The organism is Rhodococcus sp. IEGM 1366, from assembly GCF_033142425.1.
GTDB lineage: Bacteria > Actinomycetota > Actinomycetes > Mycobacteriales > Mycobacteriaceae > Rhodococcus_F > Rhodococcus_F globerula.
This window is the reverse complement of the sequence record NZ_JAWLRZ010000001.1, coordinates 324077-339150: the sequence shown is the minus strand read 5'-3', so window position 1 is coordinate 339150 and position 15074 is coordinate 324077. Positions and strand designations below refer to the sequence as shown.

The 15074-nt window shown below is 60.5% G+C and carries 14 protein-coding genes; 3 read left to right on the top strand and 11 right to left on the bottom strand.

From position 1 onward, the window contains the following. The first annotated feature begins 56 nt into the window (after nucleotides 1–56). Nucleotides 57–2384: a putative bifunctional diguanylate cyclase/phosphodiesterase gene (locus R4P64_RS01720; RefSeq protein ID WP_317819012.1), complete on the top strand. Its 2328-nt coding sequence runs from the start codon at nucleotides 57–59 to the stop codon at nucleotides 2382–2384. On the opposite strand, the gene R4P64_RS01715 is transcribed toward R4P64_RS01720, so the two are convergent. The 3 genes from R4P64_RS01715 to R4P64_RS01705 all read right to left on the bottom strand — a co-directional run bounded on the left by R4P64_RS01715 (nucleotide 2371) and on the right by R4P64_RS01705 (nucleotide 5988). Further along, nucleotides 2371–3495, bottom strand: coding sequence for a GGDEF domain-containing protein (locus R4P64_RS01715; protein ID WP_287162006.1), 1125 nt, complete (start codon nucleotides 3493–3495; stop codon nucleotides 2371–2373). The genes R4P64_RS01720 and R4P64_RS01715 overlap by 14 nt on opposite strands. A gap of 64 nt (nucleotides 3496–3559) precedes the next feature. Beyond that, entirely contained in the window at nucleotides 3560–4684 is a 1125-nt protein-coding gene (locus R4P64_RS01710; RefSeq protein WP_317819011.1) for a GGDEF domain-containing protein, read from the bottom strand. Nucleotides 4685–4842: 158 nt separating this feature from the next. Next, a complete protein-coding gene (locus R4P64_RS01705) occupies nucleotides 4843–5988 on the bottom strand; it encodes a cation:proton antiporter (RefSeq protein WP_317819010.1) in 1146 nt (381 codons plus the stop codon). 89 nt (nucleotides 5989–6077) lie between these two features. On the opposite strand from R4P64_RS01705, the gene R4P64_RS01700 reads away from it, so the two are divergent. Together R4P64_RS01700 and R4P64_RS01695 are read left to right on the top strand one after the other, a co-directional pair. After that, complete coding sequence (locus R4P64_RS01700; protein ID WP_033233666.1) at nucleotides 6078–6458, top strand: cupredoxin domain-containing protein; 381 nt, start codon at nucleotides 6078–6080, stop codon at nucleotides 6456–6458. A 135-nt stretch (nucleotides 6459–6593) separates the two neighbouring features. Continuing rightward, on the top strand, nucleotides 6594–8366 hold the full coding sequence (locus R4P64_RS01695; protein ID WP_411742627.1) for a CocE/NonD family hydrolase: 1773 nt from the start codon (nucleotides 6594–6596) through the stop codon (nucleotides 8364–8366). 12 nt (nucleotides 8367–8378) lie between these two features. Here the strand turns inward: R4P64_RS01695 and R4P64_RS01690 are convergent, their stop codons facing one another. The 8 genes from R4P64_RS01690 to R4P64_RS01655 form a co-directional block, all read right to left on the bottom strand. Continuing rightward, entirely contained in the window at nucleotides 8379–9572 is a 1194-nt protein-coding gene (locus R4P64_RS01690; RefSeq protein WP_317819007.1) for a globin domain-containing protein, read from the bottom strand. A gap of 31 nt (nucleotides 9573–9603) precedes the next feature. After that, a complete protein-coding gene (locus R4P64_RS01685) occupies nucleotides 9604–10053 on the bottom strand; it encodes an RrF2 family transcriptional regulator (protein WP_033233664.1) in 450 nt (149 codons plus the stop codon). A gap of 108 nt (nucleotides 10054–10161) precedes the next feature. Continuing rightward, on the bottom strand, nucleotides 10162–11292 hold the full coding sequence (galK, locus tag R4P64_RS01680; protein ID WP_317819006.1) for a galactokinase: 1131 nt from the start codon (nucleotides 11290–11292) through the stop codon (nucleotides 10162–10164). Further along, nucleotides 11292–12392 (bottom strand): galactose-1-phosphate uridylyltransferase, encoded by a 1101-nt coding sequence (gene galT, locus R4P64_RS01675; protein WP_317819005.1) that lies wholly within the window; start codon nucleotides 12390–12392, stop codon nucleotides 11292–11294. The genes galK and galT overlap by 1 nt, the downstream gene beginning before the upstream one ends. Further along, nucleotides 12389–13015: an SMI1/KNR4 family protein gene (locus tag R4P64_RS01670; protein WP_172937084.1), complete on the bottom strand. Its 627-nt coding sequence runs from the start codon at nucleotides 13013–13015 to the stop codon at nucleotides 12389–12391. The genes galT and R4P64_RS01670 overlap by 4 nt, the downstream gene beginning before the upstream one ends. A gap of 21 nt (nucleotides 13016–13036) precedes the next feature. Further along, complete coding sequence (locus tag R4P64_RS01665; protein WP_172937083.1) at nucleotides 13037–13621, bottom strand: TetR/AcrR family transcriptional regulator; 585 nt, start codon at nucleotides 13619–13621, stop codon at nucleotides 13037–13039. Beyond that, nucleotides 13618–14667: a saccharopine dehydrogenase family protein gene (locus R4P64_RS01660; RefSeq protein WP_033233659.1), complete on the bottom strand. Its 1050-nt coding sequence runs from the start codon at nucleotides 14665–14667 to the stop codon at nucleotides 13618–13620. Before R4P64_RS01660 ends, R4P64_RS01665 begins: the two co-directional genes overlap by 4 nt. 48 nt (nucleotides 14668–14715) lie before the next feature. Further along, nucleotides 14716–15069, bottom strand: coding sequence for a VOC family protein (locus R4P64_RS01655; protein ID WP_033233658.1), 354 nt, complete (start codon nucleotides 15067–15069; stop codon nucleotides 14716–14718). Between the last annotated feature and the right edge of the window lie 5 nt (nucleotides 15070–15074).

The window sequence follows — 15074 nt, the reverse complement described above, 5'->3', positions numbered from 1 at the left end:
CCGATGCCCGGACACCAGCGTCCGGCTGCGATCCGCCACGGTCTCAGGCCGCCTGAATGTTGAGTTCTGTCCGACAAACAAGTCGCCGGGCCGCATTGCCGGAATCCGAGCGCAGCGACTTCTTCCGCCGCCAGGTAGACGAGGCCGTCACCGTCGCACCGTTGGCGAACTTTGCCATCATGGCCGGCATCAGTTCGGTGCTCGTGTTTGTCATTCCTCCGGAGCAGCACCTGATTCGCTGGGTCGGCGCGGTGGCGATTCTTCTTGTCTTCCTGAACTCGACTTACACGTGGGTCTCGTTGCGCCAGAAGCGAGCGCAACGATCTGTTCGCCGGGACTACATCGGTCTGATGTTCGAGGTTGTAGTTCTCGGAGTCCTCGACGTCGTTCTGTTCGCGCTGCTGTTTTCCGAGACGGCAACCGATGACGTGATCCTGATCGCGACAATGGCCGGTCTCATGGGCGCCGGAACCATCAATTTCTATACGCTTCGTTCAGCCAGTCTGACCTGGATATATATCCACGGTGCTGGGTTGTTCATCATCTTCCTGTCCCACACGAAGCCGTATCTCTCGGTCTTGATGCTTCAACTGGTGATCTACACGTTTGCACTCACAATCGGTGCGCTGTATCTGTCCGCGTCGTTCAAGCGGAGGTGGCTCGCCGAGATGCAAGCCGAATCGGAACGTCAGACAGTGGCCTTGTTGCTCGACGGATTCGAAGGTGGATCACGCGACTGGCTGTGGGAAGTCGACGCTGCGGGACGCTTCACCCACACGTCGCCCCGGTTCGCCGAGGTAACGGGGTTAGCGGTTGGCGAGCTACAGGACAGGACTTTCGATCAGATGCTCGACCAACTTGCCATCACCTCCAGCGCGGAGGGCCGGAAGGCAGTTGATCTGTTGGTCGACAAGTTCGAACGCCAGGTGCCCTTCGGTGATCTGGTGGTGTCAGTCCGCGTCGACGGCGTTTGCCGTTGGTGGTCGCTCTCCGCAAAGCCACGAATCCGCGAGGACGGTGAAATGCTCGGCTGGCGCGGCGTCGGTTCCGACATCACCGAGTGGTATGTCCGCGAACAGGATATTTTGCGGCAGGCGGAGACCGACGCCCTGACGGGACTGCCAAACCGGCGAGCATTCGGACAAGCGCTGGAGCAGGCAATCGCGGACCGTGCGGAAGGTCAGGTGCACGTCGCGATCCTCGACCTCGACAACTTCAAATCCGTCAACGACACGCTCGGACATCCGGTGGGAGACGGGTTGCTGCTCGCGGTCACCGAGCGACTGTGTGCCGTAGCGGATTCGGATGTGTGCGCGCGCATGGGTGGTGACGAGTTCGGATTCATCGCCCGGATGCCCGCAGGCCAGAGCGAGCGAGGCGCATTCGAACGATATCTCGACGTCCTGCACGATCCGTTCTTCGTCGACGGCAACCGGATCGAGGTACGCGCGACCATCGGCTTCGCGACCAACCCGAATGACTCCGCCGACGTCGACGAATTGGTCATGCTCGCTGATCTTGCCCTGTACGAGGCCAAGTCGACAGGACGGAACCGGGTGGGCCGATTCTCCCCGGCGCTGCGGGCGCGGGCATCGGAGCGTGCCACCGCTCAACAGGAGCTCGCCCGTGGAATCGCGGCCGACCAATTCGAACTTCACTATCAGCCCCAGGTAGACGCGGTGACCGGTCAGGTGGTGGCGTTCGAGGCATTGATTCGGTGGAACCATCCTGTGCGAGGTCAGCTCGGACCACGCCAGTTCATCGGAGTGGCTGAAGAAACCGGGATGATCATTCCGCTCGGGGCTCGGGCCTTGGCGCTTGCCTGTACGGCTGCCGCGAATTGGCCAGACGGCATCGCGGTCACCGTCAACGTCTCATCCGTTCAGCTGGTGTCCACGGGCTTTCTTGCCACCGTTGTCGATGTATTGAGAACCACCGGACTCGAACCGCATTTGTTGCAGGTCGAAATTACCGAGACCGGGGTCGTCGACGATCGGGCTGTCGCAGATCTGCACCGATTGCGCGAGCTGGGGGTCACCGTAGCTCTGGATGATTTCGGTACCGGATACTCGTCTTTCGCGACTTTGCAGAGGCTGCCCATCGACGTCCTCAAGATCGACCGCGTGTTTATCGTCGACTGTGCCGACCAGCCGATGGCGGTGGTGCAATCGGTGGTCGAACTTGCCGGAACACTAGGGATGAAGTCGTTGGCTGAAGGCGTCGAAACGGCAGTGCAATTGCGACGTGTTCAAGCCGCGCGGTGCCAACTTGTTCAGGGCTTTTACATCAGCAAGCCCCTGGATGCGGCGAATTTGGAAGAATATTTTGCCGCAACGAAGACTGAATCAGGCAGCCATATTCATTCATTCGTCAGATTTCCGTAGCCCGCAAACTGTTTCCTCCGGCGGCCTTCGCTTGATACATCATCGAGTCCGCGACATTCGATGCCACAGATATTGCGGACGATCCACCGGTCCAGGCCTTCGACCCCGCCGGCATTATCACTGCCCCGACGCTCACGGTGGTCGGGACGAGATCGGAATGATCCGAAATTGCAGAAGTGATGCCGTCGATCAACGTGCCAATTTCTTCGTGACATCCTGAAATGACAGCCAGGTACTCTTCGCCGCCCACCCGCCCTACGACGCCCTGATCTCCTATATGCGTCTTCAAGCGGTTGGCAGTGCGAATAATTACTTGGTCGCCCTCGGAATGCCCGTGAAGATCGTTGACCATTTTGAATTTGTCGATGTCGACGACTATGAATGCCAGGCATTTTTCCTGTACCCGGGCCGAATCGAACAAATCGATAACCGCAGCGTCGAGGCCGCGGCGGTTGAACAGTCCGGTCAAAGGATCACGATCGGAATCGCGGGCATCGCGGTAGAGGGTTCGCCACGTCAAATGCGAGAAAATCGGCACGACGGTTACGGCTCCAAGTAGAACGGTGGCGCGTGCCGCGATGGTCGTGGGGTCGACGGTTCCTTGTTGATAGGCGAGCACGAGGATGAGGGTGGTGATCGACGTTGCAAAGATTACGTGCGCCATAAGCCATCTCGCACTGACGAACAGCGTTGCGAAGGTACCGCTTATCGCAAAGATGATGCACCCGAACAATGCCGAGTCGCGGTCGGGGACAAGAAGAATTGCCGACGCGATTCCGAGGTCGGCGAATATGCCGAATGCGAGCAGTCCGCGTCTACCGGGAAATGGCAGCGTGAACCAACAGGTCATGACGATAAGCGATCCGATGACCATGCAGACCGACAGGAATTTTCCGGCACTGGCTGTCGGTGCATCGGGTCCGATCAATTTGAAGAATGCGCCCGATCCGAGGATGGCAGTCATTACGCCAAGCAGGCCACGGAAGATCGGCGCGATAGCGCGACTTGATCGTTGGTTACTTATCCACTCGTAATCGTGTGGTTCGTCGAACCATTCCTTGAGCGTGCGCCACGAGGTGTTCCTCGAACGCACGCTTTCCGAACTGGACATGTGGTTCATTCTCGCATTCAAGATCGGGAAGGCATGGCAATCAGTCCCTCAGTGCAGTTTCAGCTCAGATACTGGTGGTTCGGACGCCGTTTCCTCCGGCAGCCTTCGCTTGGTACATCATCGAATCGGCGACGTTCGACGCAACCGAGATTGCTGACGATCCACCCGTCCATGCCTTCGACTCGGTTGGCATGATCGCCACTCCGACGCTCACCGTTGTGCGTATCGGGTCCGGGTAATCGGAGAGTGCCGGAACAATACCTTCGGTCAACGTAATGATCATCTCGGGTGGCCCCGATATGACTGCGAGGTACTCTTCACCGCCGACTCGACCGACTACGGCCCGCTGACCGAGGTGAGCGCTGAGTCGGTTGGCTGTTCTCTGGATTACCCGATCGCCTGCGGGGTGCCCGTGTACATCGTTGACCAACTTGAACTTGTCGATATCGACCACGATGAATGCAAGACACCACGCATCATCGCGGGCCTGATCGAACAGAACCGTAACTGCCGCGTCGAGTCCACGACGGTTGAATAGACCGGTCAGGGGGTCGTGGTCCGATTCGCGGGCATCTCGATACATCATGCGCCACGTCAGATGCGAGAAGATCGGGAGAAGTGTTACTGCGGCAAAGAGGACCAATGCGCGGGCAAGGAGTGTGCTGTGGTCGACTGTTCCCGCGCCGAAAGCGAGAACAAAAACGATGATGCTGACGCCGGTAGCCCAGGCCACGTGGCCCAGAAGCCATTTAGCGCTGACGAACAATGTCGCGTAAGTGCCACTCACGGCAAAGGCGATACAGCCGAAAGTCGCTGAATCGCGATCAGTCACCATGAGAACCGCCCCAGCAAGACCGATGTCGGCAAAAATTGCGAAGGCGATAAGCCCACGCTGTCCGGGAAAGGGGCGAGTGAACCAAAGCCCCGCGATGACAAAACAACTGGCGACAACGATCGCCCCCAGGTATTTCCCGAGTGTTGTCGGCGGCGCGTCGGGCCCGACGAGTTTAACGAGCGCGGTAAGGCCGAAGATCATCGACATGATGCCGAGCAAGGCGCGACAGAGAGGCTGAATCGCGCGGCTGGAGCGGTGGCGTTTCATCCATTCGTAGTCGTGCTCCTCGTGGTACCACTCATTGAGCAAATTCCATGAGTTACCCCCTGTTGGTAGATGGACAGGGGTGCGCATGACACCTATTTTGGCATTGAATTCCAGCGAAGAAAAACTAACAATCACCAGGTTGATTTGTTCGGAGAGTCGCGGGGGACAAGTACCTTAATACTTTGGATAACTGACTTTGTGCGCGTTTTCATGAGAACCGAAAATAGGTTGCGGCGATGAAGGTTTTACCGTTTCCCTGCCAGTAATCGACCCGACCGTGCCGCACGTGCACCGGCCAATGTCGCGGCACCGACGGTGATCATCGCGCCCAGCAGAATTGCTGCAGGCTCACCGTCGCCGAGCACGCCGAGCTGCGAGCCAACCGTTACCGCGGCAACGGGAACACCGAGCTGCGCAGCAGACAATATGCCGAGCGGAAGAGGTAAACCCATTACCCGAACCACGGCATGCACTACGAGCGTTGCCATGCCTAAAGACACACCGAGCCAGATGGACGACGGATTGCTGACGAGGTCCCGAAGATTGATGGAAGCGCCGAGCCACACGAAGAACAGCGGCGCAAAAAAGCCATCCGTGACGGCGAAGAGCTGTTTCGCCAGGCGCCGGGGCTCACCGATCGCCGCAAGGACCAAACCGAAAGCAAAGCCCGCGAGCATGACGGATACATGAGTACTGGTTGCCAGCGCCGCCAGAGAGAACAGGATCACCAGATTGATCCGCAGTTCGAGAGCGAACTTTCGCTTTTCCGAGAACTTGTGGAGCCGCCGCCACGCTCCGGAGCGGTGGAATGACCGGAGCCCGAAATAGAGCACGACCGCAGCGGCGATGACGGCGAATGCACCGAATCCCGCACGCACCGCGTTCCCGGGATCGATTACGAGCGGCACCGCCACGATGCATGCCGTGTCGGCGATGGCTATCTGTGCCGTCATCTGCAGAACGGACGTTCCGCCGAGCTCGAGTGAATCTACGATCGGAAGAATAAGTGCTGCAGACGAAGACGCGATGAGCACGGCGTACAGAGCGGCGTGACCGGTATCGAAAACCGATGCCACCGCGTACCCGGCGACAGCGGCCAGAACCCCGACCATCACTGCGCGGACCGCGCCTTTACCCATCGCCGACCGAACCGCAGGATCGCGAACGGGGACGTGCGAGCCTGCCACCAACATCGTCAACGCAAAACCGATATCGGCCATGAACGTGAAAGTGTGGTCAGTCGCATCGAGCAATCCGAATCCGGTGACCCCGAGAATGACACCTGCCGCCAACTCGCCTACGACTACCGGGATATGCCAGCCTTCGCGTGCCGCCAGCAGCGGCCCGAGTAGCCCGGCGAAAGCAACCAATGCGAGTACGTCGAATGTCACCAATGATCTCCTCGCCGTTTGGTGCCTGTGCCCAGGGGTAATCATCGCATTGGGGGATGACGGGGGGATTCGACCAGGAGGCGGTACCCATGAGAAGGATCGTCGCCGCAATCGCGGCGCTGTTCCTGTCGACATTTGCCTTGATCGGGTGTGGTGACACCAGCACCGATTCCCACGGCAATCACTCTGCCGAGATGGGAGTGACAGCTGCAAACGCACAGGCAGCGGAAATTGTGATCAACGGCTTCGAATACTCCACACCGGCCCCCGTGATGCCGGGTCAAACTGTCACGGTCCGCAACAACACTGATGACGAGCATTCCGTTACGTCTGATACACCAGGGTTGTTCGACGTCATTGTCAACGAGAACGAAGTCGCACGTCTGACCGCGCCCGAGGAACCAGGGTCCTACGCGTTCCACTGCACCTATTTCTCGGACATGCACGGGACCTTGACCGTGGAGGATTGAGAGGAAGTGATGAGCCCCCCTTCCGAGCGAAAGGTATCTTGGTCGCCTTCAATGCGCCGAAAGGTACTTTCGCTCAGTCGGGGAGATGCGTTTTGCCGTAAATAACCGGCCCGGAAACAGTTCCGGGTGTACGGTATGCGGGTGCGCCGGAGACTGGTAATCAGTATCGTCACGTTAGTGGTTTGCGCCTTCGGCTTCGCGCCGCCCGCGCTCGCAGACAGTACGTATTCGTCGCAGCTTCTGTACTTTTCGGTTCAGGTCGGCCCCGATCGGGCAACGCAGTGCACGGTTGTCGGCGAGCTGACCATCCCTGACGGCGTCAGTGCCGGAAATCGGGCACCGGCGATCCTGACCACCAATGGTTTTGGCGGATCGTACAAAGACCAGATACCGATGGTGCAATTTCTTGCCGAGAACGGGTACGTGGGTCTTACGTATTCAGGCCTCGGCTTCGGCGGAACCACCTGCAAGATCACCCTCGATGCTCCCGCATACGACGGCATCGCCGCGTCACAGTTGGTCAGCTTCCTTGGCGGCAGCGAAGGAATTGCTTTCACTGATCCTGGTCTGACGCAACCATTTCCGGCTCTAGACGTGGTGGTTCGAGACTCGGTGGACCACAACGGAGCGCCGTCGATCAACGATCCTCGCGTCGGTATGTCGGGCGGATCGTACGGTGGCGGTATTCAATTTGCCGCTGCCAGTGTCGATCCGCGCATCGACACGATCATCCCGATGATCACGTGGAACGATCTGTCGTATTCGTTGGCGCCCAACAGTACTGGCATCGTCACCGGCGTCTCGACGGTGGAACCCGGTGCGTCCAAGGTGCTGTTCGCGTCGTTGCTGTTCGGATTGGGAGTCACGAATCCTGGTGTCGACGGGTATGTCGCCGATCCCGCGCGGCTCGAGGGTTGCCCGAACTACGTGTCGTACATGTGCAATGCCATTGCGCAGGCAGTGGTTACAGGTGAAGTGGGTCCGAAGATAGTCGCGGATCTGCGGGCGTCGTCGGTCGCGTCCTACATTGATCAGATCAAGATCCCGGTGTTGCTCGCGCAGGGGCAGCAGGACACTCTGTTCGATTTGAACGAGGCGACGGCCACCTATGAAGCGCTGAAAAGCCGTGGTGTGGATGTGAAGATGATCTGGCATTCGTGGGGGCACAGTCACTTGGCTGCTGCGCCAGGCGAATTCAGCTTCAGTGCTCCGGACGCCGAAACTCAGTACGAAACAGGCCGATTCCTCGACTGGTTCGACCACTATCTTCGGGACGAGAACACCGAAACCGGGCCGGAATTTGCTTACTTCCGTAATTGGATCGACTACGAGGGAAATGCTGCGCCGGCCTATGCGACGTCGAATACCGTGAATGTCGGCAGCAACCGGGACTTCCATCTCTCCGCGGATGGCGCACTGCTGCCAGGCGGTGTACCGCCGGTACCCGGAGCGAACACCGTAGTCACCGCTCCAGCGGGTCTTCCGACTGGCATCGAACCGCTCAATATCTCTCCGGCAGGCAATATTCCGAATGTGCAGATCCCCGGAACCGAGGCCTTGTGGACCTCGGCTCCGTTGGCCGACACAATGGACGTTGTCGGTTCGCCGACTGTCACGTTGCGGGTCGCGGCGCCTGGACAACCGGTGGTGTTCGCCAAGGTGTACGACGTGGCGCCCGACGGAAGCTCGACGTTGATCAACGGTTTGATCGCGCCGATCAGGATCAGCGATCCGTCGCAACCGGTGCCGGTGACCATGCCCGCGATTGTCCATCGTTTCGAACCCGGTCATGCTGTGCGACTGGCGATCACAGGGGGAGACATCAGCTTCCGGGGCGGTCTGGCCGGGATGCCGGTGACGATCTTTGCCGACGCCTCAGGTCCGCTGCAGCTCCCGGTGGTGGGCTAGCTCGCCGTCACTTCAGATATTTGCCCAGCTGTCCGGCCCGAAGACCTCGTAGTGGATATTCTGCGCCGGAACATCGCGTGCTATCAACGATTCACGCATGGACAGCATGAACGGCATCGGACCGCAGAGGAATGCCTGTGTGTTCGGCTCGAGTTCGATCTCACGCAGATCGGCACGTCCTTCGTGAACAGCGCCGAGGGGTGCTAACGAACCGAGGTCTTCGTACCAGCGGTGCAGTGTTGCGGCCGGGATCTTGCCTACCAGCTCGCTGAGTTCAGCTCGGTGAGCGTGATCAGCGATGGAGCGATCCGCGTGAATCACCGACACCGAGCGCTGAGCGCCGGTATCCACGAGGTGATTGAGCATGCCGATCATCGGCGTGCATCCGATTCCGGCAGACGCGAGCAGGAGCGGCGAATCGTCCTCCGGCATCATCAGATCGCCAAACGGTGTGGTTACCGACAGTTCGGAACCTTCGAAAGCGTTGTTGTAGAGGAAGTTCGATACTTCGCCGTCGGGCGTGCCCGAGATCCTCTTCACGCTGATGCGCCAGTCGGCACTACTCGGCACGGAACAGAGGCTGTATTGCCGGATTTGCCGAGCGCCGTCGGGCAGGACTACCCCGACTGAAAGATACTGTCCGGGAGCGAATGTGGGGAGAATGCTGCCGTCGAGTGACGTGAGTGTCAGTGACGCGGTATCGGCAGACTGCAATACGCGTTCGGTGATTCGCACCGTCCGCCAGACGTCTCCGGGTTCGACGCCGGCGAGTTGATAGAGCCCACGTTCCATGGTGATCAACGTTTCCGCCATCAGCCAGTAGACCTCGTCCCACGCCTTCGCGACATCGGGAGTGACTGCATCACCGAGTATTTCGACGATTGCGGCAAACAGGTGCTCGTGCACAATTGCGTACTGGTCCGGGGTGATTCCCAGCGACGCGTGCTTGTGAGCGATACGCGAAAGGATCAGATCGACCTTGGCGCTGTCGGGTTCGAGCTGGAGTGTCGCGAAGGCGGCGATCGCTCCGGCGAGGGCTTTCTGCTGTTCGCCTTGCTTTTGATTACCACGGTTGAACAAATCACGTTCGAGTTCGGGCTGGGCCTCGAACATCTTGCGGTAGAACAGCGTTGTGATTTCTCCGATGGCGGCGCCGACCACGGGGAGGGTGGCGCGAATGACCTCGGTTGACGCATTGGAAAGCATGAGATGCTCCGTTCGGTCGAAATTCGGTTGTTCAGCCTGCTTCGTCGCTCCGAGTGGTGAGGCGAAGCAGAACATTTTTGGACGGTTGGCGCGTCACGTCTTCGATCGTGACTCCGTCGAGTGAGGCAAAAAATGCCTCTTGCGCGTCGTGGAGTGCACTCCGCAGGAGGCATCCGCCGCGCAGAGGGCACGGTTTATCCCCTTCGCAGTCGACAACCTCTCCAGGCCCTTCGAGGCGTCTGGCGAGCCAGCCGATGGTGGCGGTCCGACCCAGCTCGGTGATGGAGAGCCCGCCGCCGCGCCCGCGTTTGGTGTTGACTATGCCCAGTTCACCCAGTCGTGTGACCACTTTGGTTGCGTGGGCGTACGACACGTTGAGCTGCTCGGCAATTACCCGCGTACTGGGGGAGGCGTCGGCGTCGAGTACGGCAAGCCGCATGACGACGCGCAATCCCAGGTCGGTGAACTGCGTCAGTTGCATGACCTGAATCTACATAATTCGCATCTGAGATGACTATTTATGTGAGGGGGATCTCGAGGGAGCGAACGTACCTCTCGGCGCATCTGAGGCGATGAGAGGTACGTTCGCTCAAAGGCGGGTGGCCGAACCACCCGGGGCGACGTGAAGAAAACGGGGCGGTTGCCAGGTTCGCGCTGTAAAGGCCTCGCAGATGGACGCGGTGACAGCGGCGGACTTCCCCGCCCGCATCAGTGCGATGGCTGATCCGCCGAATCCGCCGCCGGTCATCCGGGCAGCCACAGCGCCGCCGAGTCGGGCGGCGGTGACCGCGACGTCGAGTTCATTGCACGAGACTTCGAAGTCATCGCGCAGCGAAGCGTGGGAGCTGTTCAGCAGTGAACCGATGTCGCCGAATCTTCTGATGCGCAGAAGTTCTGCGGCCGACAACGTTCGGTTGATTTCTGTAACCACATGCCGTGCCCGCGCCCGGAGTATCGGATCGCTCAGGGATTCAGCCTGCTCCGCGGTGGCTTCTCGTAGACTGGTGATGCCGAGAAGCGCTGCTGCATCTGTGCATTGGGTGCGGCGCAGCCCGTACTGTCCGTCCGCGAGTGAGTGTTTCACGCGCGTGTCGATGACCAAGAGTTCGAATCCGGCATCGCGGAGGTCGAAGGGAATGTGTTCGATAGATCCGTCCTGGCAGTCGAGCAACAGGGCGGTCGACGGCTTGGCGAACATCGCGATGGTTTGATCCATGCCGCCGGTCGGTGCGCCGACGCCGTCGTTCTCCGCTCGAATACACACCTGCACCAGCTGATCCCTGGTAAGGCTTGCGCCCTGAAGATCATTGACCGCCAGTGCAACCGAACAGGTCAGGGCCGCTGAACTGGACAGACCTGCCCCTACCGGAACCGACGAGTCGATGACCAGATCGAGGCCACCAACAGTCATGCCTTCGCGGGCGAGTGACCACAGGACTGCCGTGGGATAAGCCGCCCAGCCTGCTCCGATCTCGCCGACGGCTCCCACATACGTCTCGTCGGACTGCCTGCTGTGTATGCGAACGGTCTGGTCGTCGCGCAGGGCAACTGCTACCAGCGTCCGCTGCTCGAGAGCGACGGGCAGACATAACCCGCTGTTGTAATCGGTGTGCTCGCCGATCAGATTGACGCGGCCCGGCGCCGACCACACGCCGGTTGCCTGATATCCGTACGCGTTGTGGAACTGATGGAGTACAGAATCTTTCGATACGGAACTCATCAGGCGAGCTCACGTAGGCGGGTCGCAACTGCCTCCGGCACCGTGTCGCTGATCCAGGCGCCCATCGCCGATTCGGACCCGGCGAGATACTTGAGCTTGCCGGGTGCACGCAGGATCGAGAACAACTGCAGGTGCAACCGCCCGAGGTGCCGGTCGATGCGGATCGGGGCCTGATGCCACGCCGCTATGTACGGCACGCGGTCGATTCCCGGGTAGAAGCTGTCGACGCGCTGGAGTAGGTCTTGATACACATACGCAAGCTCTTCGCGCTCTTCGGTATTCAGTGACGGGAGGTCGGGAACATCGCGGTGCGGTGCCAGATGAATCTCGATGGGCCAGCGCGCGGCGGCCGGGACGTAGGCACTCCAATGCTTCCCGGAGTACACCACCCGGGCGCCGTCTTGTCGTTCGAAGGCCAGGACGTCCGCGAGGAGTGAGCGTCCGGTGCTCTGAAAGTGCTTGTCCGCCTGAGCCAGTATTGCCTGGGTTCGCGGTGTGACGTAGGGGTAGGCGTAGATTTGGCCGTGGGGATGAGTGAGAGTCACACCGATCTCTTCTCCGCGGTTCTCGAAGCAGAACACCTGCTCCACCGACGGATCCGCCGACAACTCCTCGGTCCGCGAGATCCACGCGCCGACGATAGTGCGCAGGCGTTCGGCAGGTAGTTCGCCCACCGACGCGGTGTGATCGCTCGAGAAGCACATCACCTCGCAATGGCCGACCGCGCGCCGATCATCGGGCCCGAAGCGGTTGGCGGACAATAATTCGTCTTGCGCGGGCGCAAAACTGGGAAACCGGTTCTCGAACACTGCGACGTCGTAGTTCGCCTCGGGTATCTCGGTGGGCGCGCCGGCTAGAGTGGTGGGGCAGAGCGGGCATTCGGCTGTGATGGGCAGGTGCGTTCGCGTCATACGATGCGACGCCATCGTGATCCACTCGCCGGTCAGTACGTCGTAGCGCATCTGCGACTCGATTGTGGCGGAAGGCAGTTCGCGTAGATCGCGGGCGGTCCGCGTGTGGGTGGTGCCCGCGTCGTCGAAGTAGAAGATGTGCCGACCGTCGGCCAGCGTACGACGCGTCGGACCGGGCGCTGGCGTCATGTGTCAACTTCCCATTCCAGAACACCCTTGCTCACAACGGGTTTCCACACTCCGATGGTGTCGCCCGTCTCGAGTGCGGTGGCGTGGGCCGCCAACATGACCGAGACAGACGCCCAGATCGGTCCGCCGTTGTCGGTCCCGTCCGACGCGTATTCGGTGACACAATGGTGCAGGGCTCCGCCTCGGGTGTCCACAAAAAAGTGGTACTCGTCCAGTCCGGCAAAGGGAATGAACGTCGGAATGAACATGTTTGCAGCAGTACCCGCATCGTCCCGATCGCGTCGATCCATCTCGTCTGCGGGATAGAGGTCGGGATTCTCGTAGATCGTCTCGTCCCACGTTTCGAGCAGCGTGAGACGAACCTCCGTCGCGACGTCGATGGGGTACAAGAACTTGTCGGGAAGAACGCTTCCGAGAAAGAGTCCGGTCCTGTCGTCGTGAGTCAGGCTGCCGTTCTGGACTCGATAGAGGTCACGCAGATCCTGGGGCCACGAAACACCGGTCGACGCCTCGAACTCGTCGATGATGCTGTCGCTGAGTCCTGGTTGAAACGCGGCAGCCGTCACCGGTGCGTGTGTGCGGCACCAGGTGGTGATTCGACCCCATTCGTCTGCAACGCTCATGGGCTTTACGATACGTCCGCGTCAGGACCCGTGAATCAGGTACTGCAGCGTGCTCACCAGTGCCCGGTCCGAATCCTCGGACTTGCGGCCCGCGATTCCCGAGCGGAGAACCGCAGAACCTTCGAGCAGACTGACAATCGTCTGCGCCGTTGCTGTTCGCCCCGCCGCATCAAGATCTGGTTGTGTGCGCGCGACAACCTGTTCCACGTGCGCGATGTACTGCGCGTAGAAATCTCGGACCACAACGGAGACTTCTTCGTCGGCGGCGGATAGCGCCCACACCTCGACGTACAGCCGAACAGTGGCAGGATCGTCCTGTTCGCCGAGCAGGATTCTGACGAACTGCTCGGATTCCTCGCGGGACACTGTTTGCTGTGTGTCCGTCACGGCGGCCAGCCGGTCGAGCGAACGGGTCAACGCGCGCGCCATGACTGCGCGGATCAGGTCGGCGCGAGTGGGGTAGTAGTGCTGCAGGTGCCCCACCCGCACACCGGCCGCGGCGGCAAAATCTCGCATGGCCGCGTTTGCGTTGCCCTGCGTCGTCAGTACCTGTTCTGCAGCGTCGAGGAGTGCTGCCGCGCGGATGGCGCCCTTGGTCGGGGTCATGTCCGCAATACTGCCACGCCGAGATTCTCCAGCTCGGAGATAGCGTGGCCCGGATTCGGAACTGATTCGGGGAAAGCAACTCCGGGACGTGCGTCGTCGCTCAGGACGTGCCGCACTGCGAGTGCACCGCCTACTGCTGTGAGATGCGCCTGGCCTTGCGGATCGACAATTGTTGCGCTTGTAGCACCGTTGGCACCGGTGACGTCGACTCGTACTTGAGCGCTACCGCCTGTGCCGGGTGAGTACAGCAAGCCGCGTCGTAGCGAGGTGAAGCGTTCTCCGCGTCCCCACCGAAACAGACCGACCTTCTTGGCGGCAAGCAGTGCTGTCGTGGAAGCATTCGAGCTGAAACCGATTCGAGTGCTTGCAGTGTCGACGTTCAGGGTCATGGGAAACGTGAATTGCTCGGGAGTGTCGATCCTTCCGACTTTGGTGCGCGATCCCGGGAAATCCACCCAGCGGGTATCCGTCAAGGGGCTGACGGTGATCGGGTTTCCGTTCTGCATAACCTCGAAGTCCTGACCGAGACGGTCCATGAACTCGACGGAGTCGAGGCCGGCAATGTCGTTGACGTCGTAGCGAATCGAGACGTCGATCAGCTCGGCGCCGCCGAGCTCTTCCGCGAGCGCGGCGGCAACGATGTTGGTGACACCGCCCATCCAGCCGGACGACAGGTAAACCGGTGCGGTGGGCGACATCTGGCTTGCCAACGTGGCTGCGCGGGCTACCCTCGTAGTCCAGCGGGTGATGTCCACGTACGGTATTCCCGCTTGGACCGCGGCAGTCAACACACGATCGTGTGGATCGTTGACGGTCGACACGACCGCACGTGCCGAGGCGTCGAAAGGCGTCGGATCGGTGAGGTCCCAGCGGCGGACCGAAGCTCCGTGCCGGCGGGCCAACTCGGCGCCCTTCTCGGGGGTACGTCCGGTCAGGAGTAGCAAAAAGTCAGGTGCAAGCAGGGCGGTCAGCGCGCTGCCGACGGTTCCGTATCCACCAGCTACGAGGATGGCGCCGTCTGGGTCGTGGCGCAGTGTGTCGGTCATGCAGCCAACTCTAGGTCAAATGACCTAAAACGTCGAACGGTCCCGGTGTCAGTCCCGATGAGCCACGATGTTGACCACGTTGCCGTCCGGGGCCCGGACCAGGAACCGGCGCACACCCCACACTTCGGTTGTCAGTGGGTGCACGATCTCGTATCCGAGTTTCCGGGCTTCGTCGTACGCGCCGTCGACGTCGTCGGTGTGGACGGAGATGACCGAGTCCTCAGGGGAGGTCGCATCATGCGTGACGAGTTGTACATGCGCATCGGAGTCGGGAGACGCGAAGCGTGCCACCCAACCCATGTTGAACTCCTCGGTGCTCAGGCCGAGGAAGTCGGCGTAGAAACTCTTTGCGGTCTCTACATCGGGAACTTTGAGGTTGGTCGTGATTCGTTGTGAGCGCATGCGGT